This window comes from Microbacterium sp. Leaf179 (assembly GCF_001423785.1).
GTDB lineage: Bacteria > Actinomycetota > Actinomycetes > Actinomycetales > Microbacteriaceae > Microbacterium.
In genome coordinates, this window is sequence record NZ_LMPH01000002.1 from 36,487 (window position 1) to 61,035 (window position 24,549).

The window sequence follows — 24,549 nt, forward strand, 5'->3', positions numbered from 1 at the left end:
GCCGACGCGCCCGACCGCGTGACGCGTCAGCGTTTGACGGCCAGTCCCGCCTGGTACAGCTCGCGCGAGGAGTGGCCGGTCAACGACGCCACCTCGGCCGCGGCCTCTTTGAGTCGCGTGCCGCCGCGCACGAGTTCGAGCACCTGGGTCACGGCATCCGGGAACGCGACCTCGCGCGCACTGGCGCCGCCCACGACGATCGCGATCTCTCCGCGCACGCCCTCGGCCGCCCAAGCGGCCAATTCGGCGAGGGTTCCGCGCTTGACCTCTTCGTACAGCTTGGTGAGCTCGCGGCAGACTGCCGCGGGGCGATCCGCGCCGAAGGTGGCGGCGAGGTCGTCGAGAGTGGATGCCAGCCGCGACGGCGACTCGAAGAACACCAGGGTGCGTTCCTCTGACGCCAGCTGCGCGAAGGCGCGACGCCGGTCGCCGGGCTTGCGGCGGGGGAACCCCTCGAAGGCGAAGCGGTCGGTGGGGAGTCCCGCCACCGCGAGGGCGGTGACGACCGCACTCGGACCGGGCAGGGCGGTGACCGTGACGCCGGCGGCGGCCGCCGCGGCGACCAGACCGAAACCGGGGTCGCTGACGGTGGGCATGCCCGCGTCGCTCAACACGAGGAGGTCGTCGACGCGCGCGAGCTCGACGAGTTCGGCGGCGCGCTCCTTCTCGTTGTGATCGTGCAGGGCGATCAGGCGCGGACGGTTCTCGACGCCGAGGCCGGCCATGAGCCGCTGGGTGGTGCGCGTGTCTTCCGCCGCCACGACGGTGGCGTTCTCGAGCGCTTCGATGAGACGCCGCGAGGCGTCACCCAGGTTGCCGATGGGCGTCGCCGCGAGGATGATCACCGTTCCACCTTAGGCTGGGGGCCGTGAGCACCGTCGGCCCTCCTCTGCTGGCCCCGATCGAGCGAACGCGACTCGACCGATGGCGTGACGCGATGCTCCTCGATCCCCGGGGTCTGCGCGTGTGGCGATGGCTGGCTCCCGCCCTCGTCACCGTCGTGGCGGCCGTGCTGCGTCTGATCGACCTCGGCAATCCGCACCAGCTCGTGTTCGACGAGACCTACTACGTGAAGGACTCGTGGAGCCAGTGGGTGCTCGGGTATCCCTCGACGTGGCCCGAGGGCGCCGACGCCAGCTTCGCCGCCGGTGACACCGACGTCTTCACCGGCATCGGCAGCTACGTCGTGCACCCCCCGCTCGGGCGCATCCTGCTCGGCGCCGGCATGGCGGTGCTCGGCCCCGACTCCGCGACCGGATGGCGCCTGTCGGCCGCGGTCTTCGGCACGGCCACGGTGCTGCTGATCTACCTGTTCGCGCGGACGCTGACGCGATCGATTCCGCTGGCGACCGTGGCATCCGGTCTCTTCGCCATCGACGGCCTCGGCATCGTGCTGAGCCGCATCGCGCTGCTCGACATCTTTCTCACGTTCTTCGTCGTGCTGACGTTCTGGTTCGTCGCCCTCGATCACCGGCGCACCGGCGATCGTTTGGCCCGTCTCGTCGCGGCGCGCGAGGGCGATCCGCCCGTGTGGGGGCCGATCCTGTGGAACCGCCCGTGGCTGCTCGCCGCGGGCGCCGCCGCAGGAGCCGCGACCGGCGTGAAGTGGTCGGGACTGTACGTGCTCGCCGGGGTCGGCATCTACGCCGTCGTCATCGACGCGCTCGCGCGCCGCCGCGCGGGTGTCGTGCAGTGGCCGATGGATGCCGTGCGCCAGGGCCTCGCCTCGTTCGTGCTGCTCGTGCCGGTCGCCGCCGTCGTGTACCTCGCGAGCTGGTCGGGCTGGCTGTTCACCTCGGGCGGGTACATGCGCGGCCTCGCCGCGTCGGCGAGCGGGTTCTGGTCGTGGGTGCCGCAGCCCCTGCAGAACCTGTGGGCCTATCACCTGGCGATGTACAACTTTCACGTCGGGCTCGTCACCCCGCACAGCTACTCCAGCCCCGCCTGGCAGTGGCCGTTGCTCATTCGCCCGACGTCGATGTATTGGCACCAAGACGACTTCGGGGTGAACGGCTGCGCCCTGCCGGACGGCTGCACCGAGGCGATCTCGAGCCTCGCGAACCCGCTCATCTGGTGGGCCGGGGTCGCGGCATCCGTGTATCTGCTCGTGCGGTTCGTCATCGTGCGGGACTGGCGCCACGCGCTGGTGCTGACGGGGCTCGCCGCCACCTACGTGCCGTGGCTGCTGTACCCCGAGCGCACGATCTTCCAGTTCTACACGGTGGCGATGCTGCCGTTCCTGGTCCTCGCGCTCGCGTTCGCCCTGCGCGACATCGCCCAGGGGACGCGCGGCATGTCGCGCGCGAGCGGTCAGGGTGTCGTGCTCGTCTTCGTGGTGGTGTGCGTGGGGATCTCGGCGTTCTGGTACCCCGTGTGGGCGGGGCTGCCGGTGCCGTACGAGTTCTGGCGCCTGCACAACTGGCTGCCCACCTGGATCTGACGTGAGCCGCGGCGACGAGTGGCTGCACGACCCGCGGCCGGTGCAGCGGGTGAAGCTGTTCCGCGATGCCCCCGTCGACCACGCCGCGTGGCCGGCGACCGTGCCGGCGGTGGCGCAGTTTCTCGAGGTCGCGGCGGGCGACGGGTGGGAGTTCGGTCCCGGCGTCACTTTTCTCGTCGGCGAGAACGGTTCGGGCAAGTCCACCCTCATCGAGGGCATCGCCGAGGCCGCCGGGCTTCCCGCCGAGGGGGGCTCGACGAACGGCGGCACCGAGACCCGCCGCAGTGAAAGCGCCCTCGGCGAGTGGCTGCGTATCGAGCGCAGTCCCCGCGCGCCGCGCTGGGGCTTCTTCTTACGCGCCGAGACGATGCACGGCTACTACTCGTGGCGGGAAGAACTGGGCGGCCCGGCGCCGAGCCTGCACGAGATGAGCCACGGCGAGTCGTTCAACGCCCTGCTCGACGAAGCCCTCGACCACGAGCACTACGTTGCGGGCCTCGCGTGCCTCGACGAGCCCGAGGCGGCCCTGTCGTTCTCGTCCACGCTGCGCTGGCTGGCGTCGCTCGACCGCATGCGCTCACGCGGAACGCAGGTCATCTGCGCCACCCACTCCCCCGTGCTCGCCGCCCTGCCGGGGGCGACGATCCTCGAGCTCGGCGAGTGGGGCATTCGCGAGAGCGCGTGGGAAGACCTGGAGCTGGTGCGATTGCACCGGGGGTTTCTGGACGCGCCGGGACGGTATCTGCGGCATTTGCTGGAGTGAACGAGTGGGTTCAGCCCCGATACCCCACGAGGCAGGCCTCTGGCGGACACCCGATACGCTCAGTCGATGAGCGTCGGCGTCATCCCAGGCGGAGATTGCCTCTGGTCATGACGCAGGACGACCGGCGGACGTCGGAGCAACAAGCGCGGCTACGGAGTTGTCCGGCCTTCGTCGGAACTCCACTCGCCACGCATCCGCCGCGGACGAATCCGCCGATCTGCCGCACGGACGGCGCGCGCTTGACGTACGTCTTGGTGACCGGCGACGCGCCACCGCCCACGCCCATGCGCGGGGGCTCCGTCGTGACGCCGGCGATCCCGCCGCTCGACGGGGAGCTTTTCGACGTCGATGTCACGGACTCGAGGAGAGCCTTGCGATCCGCGGGCGACATCGAATCACCCTTCCACGTTGCCACGGCATCGCCGATCGGCGCCGGGCCGATCGGTTCCACCGGCGGAGCCGGCTCCACCCAGACGTCAGACGGGATATCGAACGATCCCTCGGGCACCTGAGGCTCGGTGGATGCCTCGTCGTTCGCCGGGAGGGCCGGATCGTCGGCACGCCAGGCTACGCCACCCGTCGGCGGTGTCTCGGCGTGCGCAACGTCAGTCGGGACCGCGGGTCCGACCACGAGGGTGAACGTGGTCGCGACGGACAAGGCAACGAGACGAAGGACAGAGAGCACGCGCACCCCCGGGACCCGCCGGCGCGGCGGTCGACGTCGCCTGGACTCAGACAACTTCGATCATGCGCGTGGGTCCGTTCGGGGACGGCCCTCGGGTGTGGAATCACGGGACAAGCACGCGCCTGATTCACCCTCAGACTCATCTTGGTGCGCGGCACCGGCGTCGGAGAACTGCAGCGGCGCCACGTACCGTGGCGTCACCGCGGGCGCATCGCAAGCCGGATCCATCGTCCGCAAGGTCATACGAGCCGCAAACCGGGATCGGGGCGACACCTCACTGGCAACCGCCGCGCCTCCTCCCGGCCGGCTCACGGCGAGCAATCGGCAGTAACCGCATCGACTACGCGCAACACGGCGCATGAGAAGGTGTCGAAGCCAATCACCGCGCCGACTCCAACGCCTCGGTCAGCTTCTGCGCTCCCTGGTGCCAGCCAGTCGTGCCGCTCACCGCACCCGACTCGTTCGCTATGCCGGTGCCGAGCGCGAGCGTCCCTGACTCAAGGGGCCGACCGAACGGGTCACAGCTGCACACCCGACGCCGACGAACCATCCCCGTCGTCACCGTGTGACCCCGCAACGGCGGATACGACCACGTCGCCGCCCTCGACCCGGGAACATCGATCGTCGCCCCGCCCGGAAGCGACAGGAACACCACCGGCTCGGCATCCCCCGACACCACCGCCCTAGGACTGTCCGCCGCGCCCGCGTACAGGTACCGCGTCGTCACCTTCGGCGCATCGCCCGTCGGATCCACCGACCGCGACACCACACGACGCATCCCTCACCCCCATCATCACTCCGCAATCTCAAACGGAGATATGCGAGTGTCGCCCATGATTCGCGCTAGGGAGAACATGCCCGACGCGTCTTCAATTCACCCAGAAGAATAAAAAAGTCTGCCTAGATTGTAAGCCGAATGCGCGTCGCCAGAGGCTATTCCACTCCTGTACATCTTCTCAGCGGATTCGACGTCATTATTTTCGGCAAAGTAGTTCCCGGCGATAATGTGAGAGCCGTACACGTCGCACCGCGCGGCCTCCAGAACGAGCTCTCGATACTCTCGCTCATCTCCAGCCCGCCGCCTTATCTCTGCCAGCGGAATGGCGAGTGAGGGGTCTCGGCTTAGACCGAGACGTAGGTGCGGTTCGGCGCTATCATCGAGCATCTGCTGTGACATCGACAGGCCGAGGAGACCATGCAATTCTGCATCTTCCGGGTCATCTTCGATCGCCCGAGCCAAGACATCGACCGCCCGTTCGTGAAGGCCCATCCAGTTCAGTGACATTCCGAGAGCGCGCGTAGCTTCGACGGAACCCCGCGCCACGGCTGCTTCGAAAACCCCGATCGCCTCGAGCTCCCCACCGGACTCGGCCCACATGTGCGCACCTAAAAGGTAGAGAGCAGTTGGGACATCGTCGGCGACACGGAGCTCACGAACAAAGTCGTCGTGCAGCGAGATTCCGGAATCGGTGATGACACGACCTACTCTTGGCAGCTCCCCAGAGCGAACGCGTCGCACAAAACTCTCATAGTCCCAACCCACGCGGAAAAAATCGGCCACGATGCCCACTCCCCTTCTCCCCCGTTAGCTACCATGCGATTCTCCACCCGCGCGCACGGATGGAGGAGGCACCTCCGCCTTGAGCTTTCCCATGATTAGCATGATGGCTAGAAAACTGGATTGAGACGATCCGGAGGAACCTTCTCGCGGCTCAATTGAGCGCCCGATTGAGGAGCCTTCGAACTCGCCTGATGTAATGGGCGCGCACTCCGAAATCGATGAAGGACAATCTCTTTCGTAGATGATAAGCGATAGTCTCAGCCTCATCCCCCCAAGACTGAGCTAGTTCCTCTATATCCAGTACCGGATCCCCGTCTCCGCGTTCCCAAACTTCTACGAAAAGTTGCAGAATCACCCGAAGCCAGATCTGCCTTGCACGAGCCAGGCGAGTAGGGTCGGCCGTAGCGAGGAGAGCGTTGATCGCTGAATCTTCCGACCCCGTGCATTCACCAACCGCGCTTTCATCGCAGCAGGGAGTAACCCTCGTGAGGCCGAGCGCCCAACCGAGAGGCTGCGAATCTCGCCACATCCAGTCGGGGACGCCTGGATTCCCAACTCGAACGCTTCTTCCCTCGAGGGGCGCGAGTGAGTTCCGGACGGCCCCGACCCAGGCTCGAAATTCCTGCATTTCTTCGGTCATGTCATCGCCGATATCGAAAGTTCGAATGCACTAAGTAACCGCGTCCAACGACCCAGTTCTGTGTGCCGGCGCGACCATTTGCGGCAGCCCGTACGGTCACGCTCAGGCCCCAGGATCTCGTGTAGTTGACGCGCGTGACGCGCACACCAGCGCTTCGTCGAATCTGGCCCTCTGCCCAAGCACCGACGCGATGAAACCCGTCCCTCTTCCAGGCCGCACTTCCCGCTGGGATAGCTCTTGCGACCGCTCGCGCGCCAACTGCTTGCATGCCCGCCTTCAGACCGCCTCCCGGTATTGCGCCCAGCGCCATGCTTACAGCAAGACCACCGCCGCTGAACCTGCTGGAGAATCCATCACGGGCAATGTACGCCGCCGCGCCCGCAGCGACGCCAATTGCAACCGCGCCAACGACTCCGCAAACAACGCTCGCAGCGCACGCAACCGCAGCAACCACCCCGCCGACGACAGCCGCTGCCTCCAGCCACCCACGCCACTCTTCCGCATTGCCGCTGAGGTCGTTTTTGCCGATCGGGTCGGTCGGCCAGACGTAGTCGTTGTCGACGCCACCCTCCACCGGGTCCACCTGCAAGAACCGACCCAACGCCGGTACATACAGGCGTGCGCCCATCTCGATGATCAGCGTCGACTCCGTCGTGTCGACGATCTTCTGCGCCCCCTGATGCCACCCCGTCGTGCCGTTCACCGCACCCGACTCATTCGCCACCCCCGTACCCAGCGCAAGCGTGTCCGGGGCGAGGGGCTGGCCGAACGGGTCGTACAGCTGGACACCCGACGCCGACGACCCATCGCCGGTCGTGACCGTGTGTCCCTGCAGCGACGGATACGACCACGTCGCCGGCCCCGACCCGGGAACGTCGACCGTCACCCCGCCCGGCAGTGACAGGAACACCACCGGCGCGGCATTCCCCGACACCACCGCCCACGGACTGTCCCCCGCACCCGCGTACACGAACCGCGTCGTCACCTTCGGCGCATCGCCCGCCGGATCCACCGACCGCGACACCACCCGGCCCGACGCATCCCGCACCAACGACACCGCCGACCCGGCATACGTCCTCGTCCCGACATGACGGTTGTCGGCGTCGTACGAGAACAACAGATTCGACAGACGCGTCGTGTTGCCGCGGAGGTCGTACGTGATCTCGTCGGCGTTGAATCCGTCAGCGATCTGCGACGCCCCAGGGCCCGCACCCCACACCGGGTTCGACAACAGGCGGTCGGCCCAGTCGTAGCAGTACTCCGCCGTCATCACAGCCGTCTGCGACGACCCCGGCGCCGTATACCGATCGACGTATCGCGTGCGGTTACCCGATGCACCCGCCGACGCGTTCGGGCCGCACCCTCCCGACGATGCGAACTCGTACGACAGCTCATGACCGGGAATGTTCGCGGAGACGAGGCGTCCGGCCGAGTCGTATCCGTAGGTGGAGTCGAACGACTGCCCGTCTTGCGAGATGCTTTCGCGCACGATTCGACCGGCGACCGACCGGGTCACCTTATCGGTGATCGACGCCGCTGAGGGGAACGACCACGTCTGTGATCCGATCGTGCCGCGCGTGTCGTCCCACGACACGCCCAGCGCCGACCCACCGAGGTATGACACCTGTGCGAGGCGTTGCTTCGCGTCGAACGACGACGCCGCATACATCTGCCCGTTGAACGTCACCGTCAGCGTCTTACCGTCGCGGTCGTAGGCGAAGGCCGTCGTCGACGAGGCAATGCCGGGACCGGCTGTCGTCACGTGCAGCACGCGGCCGGTGAGCGATTCGTAGACCGGCGTCGTGACGACACCCCACACATCGGTGTACGAGACGACGCGCCCAAGCAGGTCGGTGGTTGTCGTCGTCGCCGACGTGAGCGACCCGGGCACGGGGGTTCCGGTCACCGTGACCGAGACTCCCGCGGGAGTCGGCGAGTAGACCGTCGTGACCGTGTCGGATGCGACACCCTCCCCGCCCACCGAGACCTCCTTCACCGTGCGCCCACGGGCGTCGACCGTCGTGCACGACCACGCCTCATCGCCGGTCACCCGCGTGCCGGCGGCGCGACCCATCACGTCGTACACGTACGACGTCACGATCGCCGGGCCGCTGGCGGGCGTCGGCCCCGTCGAGGACTTCAACATCCCGAACTGACGCGTGCCCGCGGAAACGCCGCACGTGTCTTCCGACAGCTGCTCGGCGTCGCCGTAGTAGGCGCGCGTGGTGCTCTTCGCATCCGTGATCGAACCGGACGCCGCCGCGGCCGGCAGTGCCTTCGATCTCTGACGCAGCCATCCGGCGCCGTTCACCGTCTCGGACACCGCAGTGCTCTTCAACGCCAGACCGCCGGGGTCGACCGTGGAGGCCGACACCTGTCCGACGATGGGGTCTTGATACGTCGTCTCGGTCACGATAGACGGGGCCGCAGCCCCCGCGACCGACGTGGAATCGTCCACCGTCGAGCGGGTCACGAGTCCGTAGTCGGGGCGCAGTTGACTTCCGGGCACGGCCTGGAACGACCCCGCCCCCGGCGGCTTCCACTGCAGATCGGCGCGCGCACCGCCCGCGTTCTCGTAGTACTCCACCCGCACCCGGCGCACGTCCCCCTCGCCCACCGTGAACGCGACGCTGTCGGCGGCCGTCGGCCCTTGATCCACCCAGCGGTCGATCATCAGGACGTCGTCGAGCCAGACACGCGAGCCGTCGTCGGTGCTGGTCCGCAGCTGATACGTCCCGGCCTGAGGGAAGGTGATCAGACCGGTCGCACGCAGAGAAAAGTTGTCCTGAGAGACCGTCCCCGCGATCGGCGAGCCCCCACCCCAGTCCTTCTCGAACGTCCCGTCCGCCGGACCCACACCTAGGGCATACGCGTCGGGTTTGCCCGAGAGCTTGCGCGTGTTCGAGTAGTACGCGACCTGCAGACCGTTCAGCCCGCCGTCGTACACGGTTCCGGTCGACGACGGCACGACACCGCAGCCCGCCGCCTCCGCCGGCCGGTCGACCGGCCGCCCATCAGTGCGGAAGCATGCCGCGGGCGCCGCGCCGTAGGCTGCGACCACCCGATCGGTGCGGTCATACACCTTCGTCGACACCAGGCCCGTGGCATCGGTGAGGCGCCTGACGAGGTCTTTCGCGGCATCCCATTCCTGGCTCGACGACACCCCCATCGCGCTCGTGGATGCCGTCTGGCGCCACGCCGCGTCATAGGTGGCCGTCTGAGAGACCCCGACCAGACCCGACACAGACACCGTCGTGCGTCCGTCACCGTACGAATACGTTCGCGCCGGGCGCTCGGCTGCCGTGACGCCATCCGGCGCCGGGAGCGTCACCCCCGTGGCGCGCGTGCCGTCGTAGATGATCGACGTCGACGCGGGATCGTTCACCCCCGCCGCGGCAGGGACGGGGATGCTGTCATTGGCCGTGGCATCCCGAATCTGGCTCAACAAGCCGCCGGCAGTGTCGTATCCGAACAGCGTCAGCTCGTCGCCGGGATCGAGGATGGCCGCGAGCTGTCCGTTGACGTTGTAGAACAGCTGCGACTGCGACCCGTCGGGGTACGAGATCCGGCACAGCATGTCAACCGGCGCCTTCGCGTAGCCCGCGCTCGATCGCTCGGAGCACGACGAGCGGTCCCCGTTCTGATAGCCGAACACGACCTTGCGCGTGTACTGATCGCCGCTCTGCGACACCGGGTCGACCACCTCGGTCGTCACCCCGTTGGCATCGAGAATCGACTGCGGTGCGGCGGCCTTGCGAACGTCTTCGGGCGGCGTGGCCGAGGCCACGCGCCCCTCTTTGGTGAAGTGATAGACCGTGCCGTCTTCGTCGGTGAGCACGACCCAGCCGTTGCCGTCCAACGAGAGCACGCCGTACTCGCCGTCGGGAGCCTTGTATCCCCCCGCGGCGATCTTGACGTACGTGTGCGTCTTGCCCGTGACGTCGGTCAGCACGACCGAGGCATCGGTGAGCTGCGCCAAAACCCACGACGAGGCAACACCCGCCAAGGGCACCGAGGCGCCCCACCCCTGCGGAAGGGTCGAGACGCGCTTCGTGAACCAGTCGGGCGGGACGGTCATCCGCATGGGCGAAGACGCGCCGTCGGGCGTGTACTCGACCCACAGGTCGACCTGCGACAGCCCCACCTGCTCGTAGTACTCGACCTGAATCGGCTTCGCTCCTCCGGCCGCGGTGACCGGCGACCCGCTCGCCGTCGTCATGGTGCCGCCGTCCCACCGGTCGATCACCCGTCGCCCGTCGTACGTGACTCGAACGCCGTCGTCGTGAGAGGCACCGAAACGAAGAGACTTCCCCACCAACTCCGACGGCACCGTGAGAAACCCCGTCCACCGGGCCAAGAAGTGATCCGCCGGGACGGCCTCTGCCGGTGCCCCCAGACCCCACCGGAACGACACGGCGGGATCGGTTCGCACCATGATCGCCGTCTTGTCGGTGAAGGTGTACCCGTTCGATGCTGTCGGTGGCGCCCCTCCCGTACGGGCATCGAAGTATTCGCCGACGAGACCCCGGTTGGCGCCCGGGACCTCTTGCGAGTTGTACGTGAACGACATCCCCATCGCACCCCCGAGGGTCTGCACGGTCGGGGACGCGAACGAGACGTTCACGTTGCCGTTGGCGAGGTTCGTCGTCACCGCGCCGGCGGAGTCGTACGGAGACGGCCCCGACGCGCCGAGGCGGAGGTCGGTGCGCAGCCGACGCGCCCAGCCGTTCTCGGTGTTCGTGTCCTGTCCATCGTTGGTGGTGACCGTCCACGAGTACACGCCGCCGTCTTGCAGCGTCCCCGGCGGGACGGTCCACGAGGCGATCCCGTTCTCGGCCGTGATCCAGCCGGACGTCACCACGGCTCCCGATCGCGCGTCCTGACCCGTCGCGATCTTGAACTGATACCTCATCGAGCCGCCGACCCCGTCGGTGTCGGCGACGGCTCCGACGCGCAGGCTCGGGGTCACCGTCGTCACCGTGGCCGGCGTCTCGGTGACCGCGCTGCCCGGCGCCGCCGTCCCGGCATCCGGAAGCGGCACGTTGTTCGTCGTGAAGCTGTATACGGGCGATTGGCGTTGCGTCGATTGGCCCCACAGACCGTTGAGATCGTCGACGACCGAGACGCGCCAGTAGTACGTCGTGCCCGTGCGCAAGACACCAGAGGGCACTTGATACTGCGTACCACCCTCCCACCCGCGCCCGGCGACGAGTTTCGTCATACCCGGGTCGGTGGCGAGCTCGAAAGCGTACTGCTGCGTGCGGTTGCCGGGGTTGTACGCGTTCAGGCCGAGCACCGGCGTCAGCGATACGCCGCCACCCCCGTCGGCGGGACCCCAGCCGCCGACGGACGGGTAGTTCCACGACTCCACCCACAGGGCGGACTGCACACGCTTCAGCGAGTACGACGAGCCTTCCCAGCCGCCGATCATGAACGCCGGGCGGTCTCCGATGCGCAGGTTGCTCGCGAGCCGGGCCACGATACCGTCGCCCTCGACCTCAGCCCAGTCGGTCGCCAGGTTGAAATAACCGAGGTGGGATCCCATCGCGTTGTACGAGAAGCCGCTCGCATGCTGAACCCATCCCTGCTGCCACGACGTCGTACCCTGACCGTCGTATCCCACCGCCATGTTGGCGGCCACGATGAACTGCCCGGGCAGGTGTCCGTAGTCGTACGAGACCACCGAGCGCCACCCCCGAAGGTGCCGCCGACGTGGCGGTGAACGTCACCCGAGTACTCAGGTTGCGCCGAGGTTAGGCATCAGGCTTTGTCAGGTTCGCGCTTCTTCCGCGTCATTCCGCGGCTCGAACAACCGCACTTCACCCGCGCGACGGGAGATCGGCATTCTTCGCTCGCCCGCTCTTCCCCCGCGGCGGACACAGGAACGGCCCGCCGCGCGAAGAGAGGCCGCCGGCCCCACGGCGTCCGACGCCCGCCGACGTGCAGTCCGGCTCAGGCGCTCCGCAGCGCCGATGCGTCGGACGGCGGCCACGCTGCGCCCGCCCCATCGAGGCTCACGACGGCGTCGGCGATGCTCGTCTCGAAGGCGAAGAGCGGTTGCCATCCGGTCTCGGCGCGCAACCGAGACGCGTCACCGCGGATCGATGCCGGGTCGGAGGGACGGATGCGATCGGGATCGACGCGCAGCGGGGGGATCTCGCGCCCCACGGCGGCGCAGATCGCGTCGACGACGTCGCGGCCGGAACGAGCCACACCCGAGGCGACGTTGTACAGCGAATGGGTCAAGGCCGGCGCGTCGGCGAGAGCGAGATAGGCGCGGGCGACGTCGCGGACGTCGGAGTAGTCACGGCGAGTATCGAGGTTACCGACGGTCAGCGGCTCACCAGGGGCGGATGCCGTGAGCTGGCGCGCCAGGTCGGGCACCAGGAAGCCGGGACCCTGCCCGGGACCGAAGTGGTTGAACGGTCGCGCCACCACCGCGTCGAGTCCGCGCGCGCGATAGAACGCGATCTGGTTCTCGACGAGGATCTTGCTGACGACATACGGCGATGAGAATCCGATCGGCGAGGACTCGTCGCGCACCGACTCGCCGGCGGAGGCCGCGTAGACCGCGCCGGAGCTGACGGCCACGATGCGCCCACCGCCGCCGGAACGCAGCGCCGCCTCGCAGAGCACGGTCGTCATCGCGCTGTTGTCGGCGATGTACTGCTGCGGCCGGTCGAACGACGCACCGACGGCGGCGAGACCGGCCAAGTGGACGATGGCGGCGTCCGACGGCGCCGACGCCGGCCACTCGTGCCGCAGGTCGACCCCCGCATAGCCGTCGAGCGCCTGCTCGATCCCGGATGCCGCCCGCTCGGTGCGGCCGATACCGAACACCGACCATCCGGCCTCGGCGGCCGCTCTCGCCAGGTGACCGCCGACGAAACCGCCGACGCCCGTGATGACGAGGCGTTTCATCCCGCGGCGACCGGCGCGGCGCTGAGGGCCAGGTCGTGCGCGACCATGCGACGCGTCATCTCGGGGAGGTCTACGCGGCGACGCCAGTTGAGCACGCTCTCGGCCTTGGCCGGGTCGCCGAGCAGCACGTCGACCTCTGCGGGTCGGAAAAACGCCGGGTTCTGAACGACGTAGGGGCGCCACTCGTCGATGCCCGCCGCGGCAAACGCCAGCGTGAGGAAGTCCTCGATCGAATGGGTCTCGCCCGTGGCGAGCACGAAGTCGTCGGGCTGGTCGTGCTGCAGCATGCGCCACATGCCTTCGACGAAGTCGCCCGCGTATCCCCAGTCGCGCCGCGGCGTGAGGTCACCGAGTTCGAGGTGGGACTGGCGGCCGGTCACGATGCCCGCGACGGCGTCGGTGATCTTGCGGGTGACGAACTCGACGCCCCGTCGCTCGCCCTCGTGGTTGAACAGGATGCCGCACGAGACGAACATCCCGTAGCTCTCGCGGTAGTTCGTCGCCGCCCAGTGGCCGAACAGCTTGGCGACGCCGTAGGGGCTCCGGGGGTGGAAGGTCGACTGCTCGGTGTATCCGGTCGCGGGGCGGTTGTAGTCGAGACCGCCGAACATCTCGGAGGTGGACGCCTGATAGACGCGCGTCGACCCCGCACGTCCCGCCAGGCGCACCGCCTCGAGCACGTGGAGCACACCCTTGCCCGTGACCTCGGCGGTGAGGAGCGGGTTGTGGAAGGAGTACCCGACGTGGCTCACGGCACCGAGGTTGTACAGCTCGTCGGGCTGGCTCACCTCGACGGCGCGGATGAGGGACGTGAGGTCGGTGAGGTCGCCCTCGATGAGGGTGACGGCGGGGAACTCGAGCGCGAACGCGTCGCGACGCGGGTTGCGCTGCCCACGGACGAGACCGAAGACGTCGTACCCCTTCTGCAGGAGCAGCTCGGTCAGGTGTCCCCCGTCTTGACCCGTCACTCCGGTGATGAGAGCTCGGGGCGGCGTGTTCGTGGTCATGGGCGGGTCCTCTTCTGCCGGATCGGGGGCGCCGGACAGGGCGCACCGTCGAGATCCTGCGCCCACCGCGTCGGCCTCCGCGGGCGTGCCCGCGCCGAACGTCCCGGGTGAAGAAGGTCATACCCGCCCGTTGCCGCGGTAGTCGCCCCCGGAGGCGAAGGACCGCGCGGGCGCTGTTCATCCGGGCTCTCACCCGGCGTCGGACGGTCCGCGGACCACCGCGCGGGGGTCGGAACGCACCGGCCGCGCGCAGCGGGGAAACGCGCGGAGAGGGCGGACCCGCCTCAGACCAGTCGCGCCGGATCCGTCGTCGGCAACGCGCACGTGAACGCGCGGCAGTCGTACGCCGTCGCCTCGCCGGCCAGGGCGCTCTTGCCTATGAACAGCTCGAAGCCCGCCGCGGCGAACGCCTGGGCCTGTGCCGGCGACGCGACGACCACCACGTCGGCGGCGACGCGGCGCGCCGCGTCGGCGATCTCGGCATCCGAGTCTCCGACCACGACCACCTGGCGCGGGGCGGCGGCGAGTCCGAGGGCCACCTCGAGGATCGCGCCGTGCGCGAGCGGCGCGGCGAGAGCCGCGTCGGCGGCCACGCGCACCAGCGTGTCGGCGGCTTCGCGATAGCGCTCCCCCGCGCCCAGACGCCACAGGTCGAGAGCGGCGGCGGCGAACACGGACGGGCCCGAGGGAGCGGCTCCGTCGCTGGGCACCCCGCGCGGCTGCATCCCCTGCGCGGTCAGCACGGGATCCCCGCCGCCGGGGGGAGCGATGCCGTCGTCGCCGAGGCACAGATCGATCAACGCCCGGGCCCGCTCGGCGTAGGCCACCTCGCCGGTCGCGCGGGCGAGGGCGAGCAGACCGCGGGCGAAGCCGCCGTAGTCCTCGAGCGTCGCGGGCGCGGCGGAGCGGATCTCGTCGAGCGAGGCGCGGCGGAGCGTCCCGTCGTCGGCGACGTTGTTCTCGAGCACGGCGTCGGCGGCCCAGCGGGCGGCCTCGACGAAACGGGGGTCGGTGCGCGTGCCCGCGGCGGCGAGCGCGGCGATGGCGTGGCCGTTCCAGCCGGTGACGACCTTGGCATCCAGAGCCGGCGGAGCCAGCCCCGCCCGCTGTTCTGCGGACGCGCGGTAGTAGCCGCCCTCGTTGCGCGCGCCGTCGATGATCGACTCGGAGTCCTGGGCCGCGGCGATCCCTCCGGAGGGGAGCTGGAGCACGTCGACCAGGAAGCGCGCGGCGTCGGTGGCGGTGACCTCGTCTCGCGCGGCGAGCGCGACCTCGACGAGGCCCGCGTTGTCGGTGAGCATGCGCTCGAAGTGGGGCACGCTCCAGTCGCGGCGCGTGGCGTAGCGGAAAAAGCCGCCGTCGACGGTGTCGTGCAGCTCGGAGTCGCGCATCGCCGCCAGGGCACGGGATGCCACCGGTGCGGCCTCGGGGGCGGCATCGACGAGCGCGGGGTGCTGCAGGAATCGCAGCACCGGGGTGTTGGGGAACTTCGGCGTCTCGAACGCCGGGCCCGCTGCGAAACCGGAGTACTCGCGGTCCTCGCGTGCGGCGACGGTGCGGGCTGCCGCCGCGAGCTGGTCGAGCGTGGGCGGCGCGTCTGCGGCATCGGTCGCCGCGGCGGCGAGCGCGTCACGCAGCGAGGAGCCGGTGGCATCCACCTCGTCTCGCCGCAGGGTCCACGCTTCGCGCACCGCGGCGAGCACCTGGCGGAACGACGGCTGCGGGGGGCGGGGAACGGGAGGGAAGTACGTGCCGGCGTAGAAGACGCGCCCCTCGGGGGAGGCGAACACCGTCAACGGCCACCCCAGATGGGGAGTGAAGGCGGAGGCGGCGTCGAGGTAGGCGGCGTCGACGTCGGGATGCTCCTCGCGGTCGACCTTGATCGAGACGAAGCCGTCATCGAGGACGGCAGCGGTCTCGGCATCCTGAAAAGACTCGCGCGCCATGACGTGGCACCAGTGACAGGTGCTGTACCCGATCGAGATCATCACGGGCACGTCGCGGCGCGCAGCCTCGGCGAACGCCTCGGGCCCCCAGGGGAACCACGAGACGGGATTGTCGGCATGGGCCCGCAGATACGGGCTCGAGGCGTTCGCCAGGCGGTTCAGGTCAGTTCACCTCATCGGGGTGCGAGCCCACGCGGCCCGAGCCGTCGCCCGGGTCGACCTGGTCGATCGCGGCCATCTCGTCGGCGGTGAGCTCGAAGTCGAACAGGTCGAAGTTCTCTTCAAGACGCTCGCGGCGCACCGACTTGGGGAACACGATGAAGCCGTGCTGGATGTGCCAGCGCAGCACCGCCTGGGCGGGCGACTTTCCGTGGGCTTCGGCGGCATTCTTGACCGCGGGCAGCTCGAACAGGTCGTACTTGCCCTGGCCGAGGGGGCCCCACGACTCGATGTGCATGTCGTGCTCGGCGCCCCACGCGGCGATCTCGCGCTGGCTGAGGGCGGGGTGCAGCTCGATCTGGTTCACCACGGGGGTGACACCGGTCTCGGCGACGATGCGGTCGAGGTGCGGCACCAGGAAGTTCGAGACGCCGATCGAGCGGGTCTTGCCCGCCTCGCGGATCTCGATGAGCTTCTGCCACGCGTTGAGGTAGTTGTCGGCCTGCGGGGTCGGCCAGTGCACGAGGTACAGGTCGACCGCGTCGAGTCCCAGCTTCTGAAGGCTCTCGTCGATCGCGGCGTGCGGGTCGTCGCCGTCGTGGCGCGAGTTCCAGAGCTTGGTGGTGACGAAGAGCTCGTCGCGCGGGATGCCGCTGGCGGCGATGGCCGCACCGACGCCCTCTTCGTTCTTGTAGATCGCCGCGGTGTCGATGTGGCGGTAGCCGACCTCGAGGGCCTCGGTCACCGCGCGTTCGGCGTCGTCGGCGGGGACGAGGAACACGCCGTAGCCGAGCTGGGGGATGGAGTTTCCGTCATTGAGCTGCACAGAGGGAACGGTCATGGCATCCACCCTAGGAGGCGCCTCCGACATCGGATCCGGGGGTTGACGGCCCCTACGACAGCGGGGGAGCCGAGGCCGCCCGGGCGAGCGCGTCGGCGACGAGCCGAACGTTCTCGGTGACCGATCCCGCCGTCACCCGCACCCGCTGCTGCGCCGAGGCGTCGGCGAGGAACGGCCCGCCCGCGGCGACCGCGATGCCCTCTGCGGCGAGGTAGACGAGGGCGGCGCGCTCGTCGCGGACAGGCAGCCACAGGTTGATCCCGTCGGGTGCGCCCACGTCGATGCCGAGACGTCGCAGGGCCGCGGCCATGCGATCGAGCCGATCACGGTAGATGAGGCGGGCCGTGCGGACCGGCGCGACGGAGCGCGGGTCGATGAGCAGTTCGAGCAGCACCGACTGCAGCAGCCGCGACGTCCACCCGGGTCCCAGCATGCGACGGCGCACGATCCGCTCGACGATGTGGGCGGGTCCGCCCAGCGCGGCGATGCGCAGATCGGGGCCGTGCGACTTCGAGAACCCGCGCACGTGCACGACCTGGGCGGGGATCCACCGCGCGAGGGTGACCGCCGGGGCGGTGGCGATGAGAGCGGAGTGGTCGTCTTCGATGACCGTCACCGCGCGTCCTCCGGGAACGGTGAGCAGCACGTCTGCCAGGCGTCGCGCCCGCTCCGCCGACATCGACACCCCGGTGGGGTTCTGCGCCCGGGTCTGCAGCACCAGCGTCGACGGACGCTGCGCGAGCACGCGGGCCAGGGAGGCGGGCAGGATGCCGTCGGCATCGCTCTCGAGCGGGATCACGACGCCGCCGGTGGCATCGACCAGGTCGAAGATGTACGGGAAGCCCGGTGACTCCACCGCGACCCGGTCGCCGAAGCGCACCACCTGCTCGACCGTGCGGGAGATGCCGTCGAGGGCCCCGTCGACGACGGTCAACGCCTCGACCGTGCGCACCGGCCACTCCTCGGCGAGCACGTCGTGCAGTTCGGGGAGCACGGGCAGGTCGTGATAGCGGCCGGTGTCGGCGCGAGGTCGCGCGCGCGAGAGCGCCCGCTCGATCGAGGGGAGCATCGCCGGATCCGGCGTGCCGAGCGACAGATCGAGACGGATGCCGTGCGCGCCCCGTCCGCCGAGTCCGCTCGGGGTGGGTGTCGGTGGCATCGCCCGCTCGCTCGAGGACATTCCGCGCACCCGTGGGCTCAGCCACTCGCGACGCTCGGAGCGCACGAAGGTGCCCGAGCGACCGTGAGAGGTGACGACTCCCGCCTGGGCGAGCGCGCGCCAGGCCGCGGCGACCGTTCCGGTGGACAGCCCCAGGTCGGCCGCCATCTGCCGGACGGTGGGAAGGCGCTCCCCCGGCCCGAGCGTGCCGTCGGTGACGAGGCGGGCGATCTCGGCCGCGAGCCCCGCGGCGGAGCGGGACTCGAGGGCGCGGGGCGAGAGCATGCGGCTCCAATTAACGACGAAGTCACCCGACGAAATCGTCGGGAAATGTTCAGGCGCGACAGTAACAGAACGACCCGCACGAATGCGACCACTCGCACTCCCCGGCGGGGCAGAGACCGAGGAGGACCCATGACGACGGTGCGAGCGGCCATCACGCAGACCACGTGGACCGGTGACAAGGAATCGATGCTCGACAAGCACGAGCAGTTCGCCCGCGACGCCGCAGCCCGCGGCGCCGAGATCGTGTGCTTCCAGGAACTCTTCTACGGTCCCTACTTCGGCATCACGCAGGACCAGAAGTACTACCGCTACGCCGAGCCCGTCGACGGGCCGATCGTGCAGCGCTTCGCCGCCCTGGCCAAGGAGCTGGGACTGGTCAGCGTGCTCCCCATCTACGAAGAGGCGCAGACCGGGGTGTACTACAACACCTCCGTGCTCGTCGACGCCGACGGCACCGTGCTCGGCAGCTACCGCAAGAACCACATCCCCCACCTCGAGAAGTTCTGGGAGAAGTTCTACTTCCGCCCCGGCAACCTCGGCTACCCCGTGTTCGAGACCGCCGTGGGCAAGGTCGGCATGTACATCTGCTACGACCGCCACTTCCCCGAGGGCTGGCGAGAGCTGGGCCTGAACGGCGCGCACATGGTGTTCAACCCCAACGCCACCAAGCCCGGGCTGTCGAACCGCCTGTGGGAGGTCGAGGGGCCGTGCGCCGCGGTCGCCAACGGTTACTTCGTGCTGCAGCCCAACCGCGTCGGACGCGAAGACAACGAGTACGGCGACGAGGCGGTGTCGTTCTACGGCAGCAGCCAGGTGATCGACCCCCGCGGCAACCACGTCGGCGCGATCGGCTCGGCCGAGCACGAAGAGCTGCTCATCCGCGACCTCGACATGGACCTCGTTCAGCAGATGCGCGACGACTGGCAGTTCTACCGCGACCGTCGTCCCGACACCTACGGCGAGATCGTGGAGGCCTGACATGGCCACCACCCTGATCACGGGCGGCACGGTGGTCTCGGCGACCGGGCGCACCGCCGCCGACGTGCTCCTGAACGGCGAGACGATCGCCGCCGTGCTGTCGCCCGGGTCGACCCTGCTCGGCCACGACCTCGCGGCATCCGTCGACGCCGTCATCGACGCCACCGGCAAGTACGTCATCCCGGGCGGGATCGACGCTCACACGCACATGCAGCTGCCCTTCGGCGGCACGAGCGCCTCCGACACGTTCGAGACGGGCACCCGCGCCGCCGCGTGGGGCGGCACGACGACCATCGTCGACTTCGCCGTGCAGCGCGCCGGCGAGCGCGTGCAGGACGGCCTGGCGCACTGGCACGAACTCGCCGCCGGCAACTGCGCGATCGACTACGGCTTCCATCAGATCGTGGGCGGAGTGGATGCCGACTCTCTCGCCGCACTGCCGGGCCTGATCGACGAGGGCATCTCGAGCTTCAAGATGTTCATGGCCTACCCCGGCGTCTTCTACGCCGACGACGCCCAGATCCTGCGGGCGATGCAGGTCGCCGCCGACACCGGACTGCTCACGATGATGCACGCCGAGAACGGTCCCGTCATCGACGTGCTCGCCGAACAGCTCATCGCCAAGGGCAAGACCTCGCCGTACTTCCACGGCGTCGCCCGCGCCTGGCAGATGGAGGAGGAGGCGACCCACCGCGCCATCATGCTGTCGCACCTGACCGGCGCGCCGCTGTACGTCGTGCACGTCAGCGCCAAGCAGGCGGTGGAGCAGCTCGCCTGGGCGCGCGACAACGGCCAGAACGTCTTCGGCGAGACGTGCCCCCAGTACCTCTACCTGTCGCTCGAAGACCAGCTCGGCGCGAACAGCGAGCAGTGGGGCGACTTCGAGGGCGCCAAGTGGGTGTGCTCCACCCCCCTGCGTTCGAAGGACGAGGGCCACCAGCACCACATGTGGCAGGCGCTGCGGACGAACGACATCCAGATGGTCTCCACCGACCACTGCCCCTTCTGCATGAAGGACCAGAAGACGCTCGGCCAGGGCGACTTCCGCGCGATCCCCAACGGCATCGGCTCGGTCGAGCACCGGATGGACCTCATGTACCAGGGCGTCGTCACGGGACAGATCACCCTCGAGCGCTGGGTGGAGCTGACCAGCACCACTCCCGCGCGCATGTTCGGCATGTACGGCAAGAAGGGCGTCATCGCGCCCGGTGCCGACGCCGACGTCGTCGTCTACGACCCGGCCGGGCACACCTCGATCGGCGTCGGCAAGACCCATCACATGAACATGGACCACTCCGCGTGGGAGGGCTACGAGATCGACGGCCACGTCGACACCGTCATCTCGCGCGGCAAGATCGTCGTCGACGACGGCGCGTACCTCGGATCCCCCGGCGACGGGCGATTCGTCAAGCGCGGCCTGAGCCAGTACCTGGTCTGAGAGGAACCCCATGGATTTCGGTGTCGTCCTGCAGACCAATCCCCCCGCGGCACGCACGGTGCAGCTGTCGCAGCTGGCCGAGGCGCACGGCTTCAGCCACGTGTGGACCTTCGACTCGCACCTGCTGTGGCAGGAGCCGTACGTCATCCACTCCGCCATCCTCGCCGCCACCCGCCGGGTCACCGTCGGCCCGTTCGTGACCAACCCCGCCACCCGCGACTGGACGGTCACGGCCTCCACCTTCGCGACCCTCAACGAGATGTACGGCAACCGCACGATCTGCGGCATCGGCCGCGGCGACTCCGCCGTGCGCGTGACCAACGGTCGGCCCACCACGCTGAAGGCCCTGCGGGAGTCGATCCACGTCATCCGCGAACTCGGCAACTCCCGCGCCGTGGAGTACAACGGCGCGACGCTGCAGTTCCCCTGGAGCCGCGGGTCGGAGCTCGAGGTGTGGGTCGCCGCCTACGGACCGCTCGCGTTGAAGCTGACCGGCGAGGTGGGCGACGGCTTCATCCTGCAGCTGGCCGACCTCGACATCGCCGAGTGGATGATCCGCACCGTCCGCCGCGCGGCCGGAGACGCCGGGCGCGACCCCGACGAGATCTCGTTCTGCGTCGCCGCCCCCATGTACATCGGAGACGACACCCCCGAATCCCGCGCGCACATGATCGAGCAGTGCCGCTGGTTCGGCGGCATGGTCGGCAACCACGTCGCCGACATCGTGGCGAAGTACGGCGGCGACTCGTCGGTGCCCGCCGCGCTGACCGACTACATCGCGGGGCGCACCGGGTACGACTACAACTCGCACGGAAAGAGCAACAACGACCACGTCGACTTCGTGCCCGACGAGATCGTGGAGCGCTTCTGCGTGCTCGGCACCGCCGAGGAGCACATCGCCAAGCTCGAGAAGCTCCGCGCCCTCGGGGTGACGCAGTTCGCCGGGTACCTCCAGCACGACAACAAGGAGGAGACGATGCGCGTCTACGGCGAGACGGTCATTCCGGCGCTCACTCCCCCGGTGACGGCGAAGCGGTGACCGACCAGGTGCTCGCGCCGGGGACGACCACCGCGGTCGTCCCCGAGGAGCGGATGCCGCGGGGCGGCCGTTCCTCGCGCGGGCGCGCCACGGCGATCCGCGTCGGCTGGGGAGTGCTCGGGATCGCCGCGGTCGTGGCGGTGTGGGAGCTCTACAAGCTGCTCGGCCCCGCCGACGGCGTGACCGTCGGAAGTGACGGATCGGCCGGATCGGGCGTCATCCTGCTGCCGCGCAGCCACGATCGCGCCATGCCGCACGTGGGAGACATGGTGGTGCGCATGTTCGCGCCCACGAGCGGAGGAGACACCCCGCCGCTGATCGTGTCGGTCGCGGGAGCCGCCGGCATGACGCTGGGCCTCGCCGCCCTCGGCTGGGTGATCGGCGTCGTGGTCGGCTCGCTCCTGGGCGTGGCGATGCAGCGGTGGCGTCTCGTCGAGGCGGGGCTGCTCCCCTGGATCGTCGTGAGCCAGATCGTGCCGCTCATCGCTTTCGCTCCGGTGGTCAACGCCATCGGCACGCAGGTCGACCGCTCCGGATTTCCCTGGCCGCCGTGGCTCTCGGTGGCCCTGATCGCGTCGTACCTGGCGTTCTTCCCCGTCGCCGTCGGCATGTTGCGAGGCCTCTCGGCCCCGGATGCGATGCACCTCGACCTCATGCGGGCGAGCTCCGCCGGGTGGTGGCAGACGCTGGTGCGCCTGCGGCTGCCCGCGGCCGTTCCCCACCTGCTGCCGGCGCTGCGCCTCGCCGCCGCGTCGGCGGTCGTCGGCGCGGTCGTCGCCGAAGTCTCGATCGGCCTGCGGGGCGGCATCGGGCGCATGCTCATCCAGCTCGCCGGCCAAGCCTCATCCGACCCGGCGGCCCCCTGGGCCCCCACCTTCGGCACCGTCGTGATGGGACTCGTCGCGGCCTTCGGCGTCGCCCTCGTCGGCGTCGCTCTACACCGCTTCCGTCGCGGGGAGGACACCGCATGACCGCTCAGACCGCCACCGACCTCGCCGTCCGCGCCGCGGGCGTCGGCAAGGTGTTCCCCAGCGCCGGGGGCGAGGTGACCGCGCTCACCGGCGTCGACCTCACCGTCGCCGCCGGCGAGTTCGTCTCGCTCATCGGACCCTCCGGCTGCGGCAAGTCGACGCTGCTGCGCCTCATCGCCGACCTCGACAGTCCGACCGGCGGCGAGCTGACGCTGTACGGGAAGTCGGCGCGCCAGGCGCGACTCGACCAGGACTACGGCATCGCCTTCCAGCAGGCCGCGCTGCTGCCGTGGCTGACGGTGGCCGCGAACATCGCTCTTCCCCTCGACCTGCACAAGTGGCCCCGTGCCCGCCGCGACGCCCGTGTGGCGGAGCTCGCCGAACTCGTCGGACTCACCGACTTCGTCGGCCGCTACCCCGACCAGCTCTCGGGCGGCATGCAGCAGCGCGTCGCGATCGCCCGCTCCCTCGCCGCCCAGCCCCGACTGCTGCTGATGGACGAGCCGTTCGGCGCACTCGACGAGATGACCCGCGAACGGTTGCAGTCCGAGCTCGCGCGCATCGCCGCCGAGACCGGAGCGGCCGTGGTGTTCGTGACGCACTCCATCCCCGAGGCGGTGTTCCTCTCGGACCGCGTGGTCGTCATGAGCCCTCGACCCGGACGGATCACCGACGTCATCGACACCCGCCCCGGCCGCGAGCGCGACGACGACCTGCGCGAGTCGCCGGAGTTCTTCGCCCGCGTCACCGCCGTGCGCGAAGCGTTGCACGGCACCCCCGTCCACCGGGCCAACGAGCGATGAGCGGGGTGCGCCTCGTGGCGCGGACGTGCGTGGCATCCGGGGTCTCGATCAGCGCATCGGAGGCCATGACCCGGCGCACCGTGGCCTCCCTTCCCGCCGGAGGTGGTCGATGAACGCCACTCCCCTGCCGGGCTGGGCGCGCCTCGCCGCCCCCGTCGTCGTGGGTCTCGCGGGGTTGCTCGCCTGGTACGCGTTCGTCGCCTCGGGCAGCGCGCCCCGCATGCTGCCCGACCCGTTCGCCGTCGCGACCGAGCTCGTCGCGCGCTTCCCCCTGGTGGGGGAAGCCGCCGGCATCACCGGCACCAATGCCCTCGTGGGACTCCTCGCCGGAACCGTCGTCGCCGTGCTGATCGCCGCCCTCGCCGCGACCTGGCGACCGGTCGACGGCATGACCGCCCCGCTGGTCGCGGCCCTCGCGGTGGTGCCGATCGTCGCGCTCACCCCCATCCTCAACACGATGTTCGGGGCCTCCAGTCAGTTCGGCCGGCAGGCCGTGGCCGGGATCGCGGCGTTCGTGCCGGTGTTCGTGAACACGCTGAGGGGCCTGCGCCAGACCCGGCCCGTGCAGCGCGACCTGTTCCGCGCGACCGCCGCCACCGGCGGACAGACCTTCCTGCGTCTGACCCTGCCCACCGCGCTGCCCTACCTGCTCACGGGCGTGCGGGTCGCGGCATCGCTCGCCGTCATCTCCGCCCTGGTCGCCGAGTACTTCGGCGGTCCCGCCGACGGCATCGGCACCGCCATCGCGACCTACGCCAAGTCGGGCCGCGCGGCCCTGGCGTGGGCGTTCGTGGGCGGCGGTATCGCGATCGGTCTCATCTTCTTCGCCGTGACCGCGCTGCTCGAACGCGTCGTCGCGCGACGCCTCGGCGCGCTACGCCCGCCCGGCTGACCGGCATCCCGGTCCTCACAG

Annotated in this window: 17 protein-coding genes; 9 read left to right on the forward strand and 8 right to left on the reverse strand. The window is 69.6% G+C overall.

Translation table 11 applies throughout. The features are described 5' to 3' along the window. Positions 1-26: 26 nt before the first annotated feature. On the reverse strand, positions 27-845 hold the full coding sequence (gene rsmI / locus ASF96_RS07755) for a 16S rRNA (cytidine(1402)-2'-O)-methyltransferase (RefSeq protein WP_055839708.1): 819 nt from the start codon (positions 843-845) through the stop codon (positions 27-29). A gap of 23 nt (positions 846-868) precedes the next feature. On the opposite strand from rsmI, the gene ASF96_RS07760 reads away from it, so the two are divergent. From ASF96_RS07760 to ASF96_RS16860, 3 genes are all read left to right on the forward strand, one after another. Beyond that, a complete protein-coding gene (locus tag ASF96_RS07760; RefSeq protein ID WP_055937833.1) occupies positions 869-2,440 on the forward strand; it encodes a dolichyl-phosphate-mannose--protein mannosyltransferase in 1,572 nt (523 codons plus the stop codon). Position 2,441: 1 nt separating this feature from the next. After that, on the forward strand, positions 2,442-3,203 hold the full coding sequence (locus ASF96_RS07765) for an AAA family ATPase (RefSeq protein WP_082509467.1): 762 nt from the start codon (positions 2,442-2,444) through the stop codon (positions 3,201-3,203). Positions 3,204-3,310: 107 nt separating this feature from the next. Further along, positions 3,311-3,715, forward strand: coding sequence for a hypothetical protein (locus ASF96_RS16860; protein WP_156458775.1), 405 nt, complete (start codon positions 3,311-3,313; stop codon positions 3,713-3,715). Positions 3,716-4,762: 1,047 nt separating this feature from the next. On the opposite strand, the gene ASF96_RS16865 is transcribed toward ASF96_RS16860, so the two are convergent. The 7 genes from ASF96_RS16865 to ASF96_RS07805 form a co-directional block, all read right to left on the reverse strand. Further along, the gene (locus tag ASF96_RS16865; RefSeq protein WP_156458776.1) at positions 4,763-5,458 is read right to left on the reverse strand and encodes a tetratricopeptide repeat protein; all 696 of its coding nucleotides are present in this window, start codon (positions 5,456-5,458) and stop codon (positions 4,763-4,765) included. 632 nt (positions 5,459-6,090) lie between these two features. Then, on the reverse strand, positions 6,091-11,772 hold the full coding sequence (locus ASF96_RS07780; RefSeq protein ID WP_055937842.1) for a PA14 domain-containing protein: 5,682 nt from the start codon (positions 11,770-11,772) through the stop codon (positions 6,091-6,093). A gap of 269 nt (positions 11,773-12,041) precedes the next feature. Next, entirely contained in the window at positions 12,042-13,010 is a 969-nt protein-coding gene (locus ASF96_RS07785) for an NAD-dependent epimerase/dehydratase family protein (protein ID WP_055839729.1), read from the reverse strand. Further along, a complete protein-coding gene (locus ASF96_RS07790) occupies positions 13,007-14,017 on the reverse strand; it encodes a GDP-mannose 4,6-dehydratase (protein WP_055839731.1) in 1,011 nt (336 codons plus the stop codon). Before ASF96_RS07790 ends, ASF96_RS07785 begins: the two co-directional genes overlap by 4 nt. A gap of 284 nt (positions 14,018-14,301) precedes the next feature. Beyond that, positions 14,302-16,125 (reverse strand): thioredoxin domain-containing protein, encoded by a 1,824-nt coding sequence (locus tag ASF96_RS07795; RefSeq protein WP_055937845.1) that lies wholly within the window; start codon positions 16,123-16,125, stop codon positions 14,302-14,304. Between the two features lies 1 nt (position 16,126). After that, complete coding sequence (locus ASF96_RS07800) at positions 16,127-16,963, reverse strand: aldo/keto reductase (protein WP_055937848.1); 837 nt, start codon at positions 16,961-16,963, stop codon at positions 16,127-16,129. A 52-nt stretch (positions 16,964-17,015) separates the two neighbouring features. Next, positions 17,016-18,407: an aminotransferase-like domain-containing protein gene (locus ASF96_RS07805; RefSeq protein WP_055937851.1), complete on the reverse strand. Its 1,392-nt coding sequence runs from the start codon at positions 18,405-18,407 to the stop codon at positions 17,016-17,018. 129 nt (positions 18,408-18,536) lie between these two features. On the opposite strand from ASF96_RS07805, the gene ASF96_RS07810 reads away from it, so the two are divergent. From ASF96_RS07810 to ASF96_RS07835, 6 genes are all read left to right on the forward strand, one after another. Further along, complete coding sequence (locus ASF96_RS07810; RefSeq protein WP_055839742.1) at positions 18,537-19,385, forward strand: nitrilase-related carbon-nitrogen hydrolase; 849 nt, start codon at positions 18,537-18,539, stop codon at positions 19,383-19,385. 1 nt (position 19,386) lies between these two features. Further along, positions 19,387-20,823: a dihydropyrimidinase gene (hydA, locus tag ASF96_RS07815; RefSeq protein WP_055937854.1), complete on the forward strand. Its 1,437-nt coding sequence runs from the start codon at positions 19,387-19,389 to the stop codon at positions 20,821-20,823. 10 nt (positions 20,824-20,833) lie between these two features. Next, a complete protein-coding gene (locus ASF96_RS07820) occupies positions 20,834-21,862 on the forward strand; it encodes a TIGR03842 family LLM class F420-dependent oxidoreductase (protein ID WP_055937857.1) in 1,029 nt (342 codons plus the stop codon). Then, positions 21,859-22,833, forward strand: a complete 975-nt coding sequence (locus tag ASF96_RS07825) for an ABC transporter permease (RefSeq protein WP_082509469.1) — start codon at positions 21,859-21,861, stop codon at positions 22,831-22,833. Before ASF96_RS07820 ends, ASF96_RS07825 begins: the two co-directional genes overlap by 4 nt. After that, a complete protein-coding gene (locus ASF96_RS07830) occupies positions 22,830-23,636 on the forward strand; it encodes an ABC transporter ATP-binding protein (RefSeq protein WP_055937860.1) in 807 nt (268 codons plus the stop codon). The genes ASF96_RS07825 and ASF96_RS07830 overlap by 4 nt, the downstream gene beginning before the upstream one ends. A gap of 109 nt (positions 23,637-23,745) precedes the next feature. Further along, a complete protein-coding gene (locus tag ASF96_RS07835) occupies positions 23,746-24,528 on the forward strand; it encodes an ABC transporter permease (RefSeq protein WP_055937863.1) in 783 nt (260 codons plus the stop codon). Positions 24,529-24,549: the final 21 nt, after the last annotated feature.

Bases quoted from the DNA above. Each gene is read 5' to 3' on its own strand.
- ASF96_RS07835 (WP_055937863.1), top strand. From the start codon at position 23,746: ATGAACGCCACTCCCCTGCCGGGCTGGGCGCGCCTCGCCGCCCCCGTC.
- ASF96_RS07785 (WP_055839729.1), bottom strand. From the start codon at position 13,010: ATGAAACGCCTCGTCATCACGGGCGTCGGCGGTTTCGTCGGCGGTCAC.
- ASF96_RS07800 (WP_055937848.1), bottom strand. From the start codon at position 16,963: ATGACCGTTCCCTCTGTGCAGCTCAATGACGGAAACTCCATCCCCCAG.
- ASF96_RS16860 (WP_156458775.1), top strand. From the start codon at position 3,311: ATGACGCAGGACGACCGGCGGACGTCGGAGCAACAAGCGCGGCTACGG.
- ASF96_RS07790 (WP_055839731.1), bottom strand. From the start codon at position 14,017: ATGACCACGAACACGCCGCCCCGAGCTCTCATCACCGGAGTGACGGGT.
- ASF96_RS07820 (WP_055937857.1), top strand. From the start codon at position 20,834: ATGGATTTCGGTGTCGTCCTGCAGACCAATCCCCCCGCGGCACGCACG.
- ASF96_RS07830 (WP_055937860.1), top strand. From the start codon at position 22,830: ATGACCGCTCAGACCGCCACCGACCTCGCCGTCCGCGCCGCGGGCGTC.
- ASF96_RS07805 (WP_055937851.1), bottom strand. From the start codon at position 18,407: ATGCTCTCGCCCCGCGCCCTCGAGTCCCGCTCCGCCGCGGGGCTCGCG.
- ASF96_RS07810 (WP_055839742.1), top strand. From the start codon at position 18,537: ATGACGACGGTGCGAGCGGCCATCACGCAGACCACGTGGACCGGTGAC.
- hydA (WP_055937854.1), top strand. From the start codon at position 19,387: ATGGCCACCACCCTGATCACGGGCGGCACGGTGGTCTCGGCGACCGGG.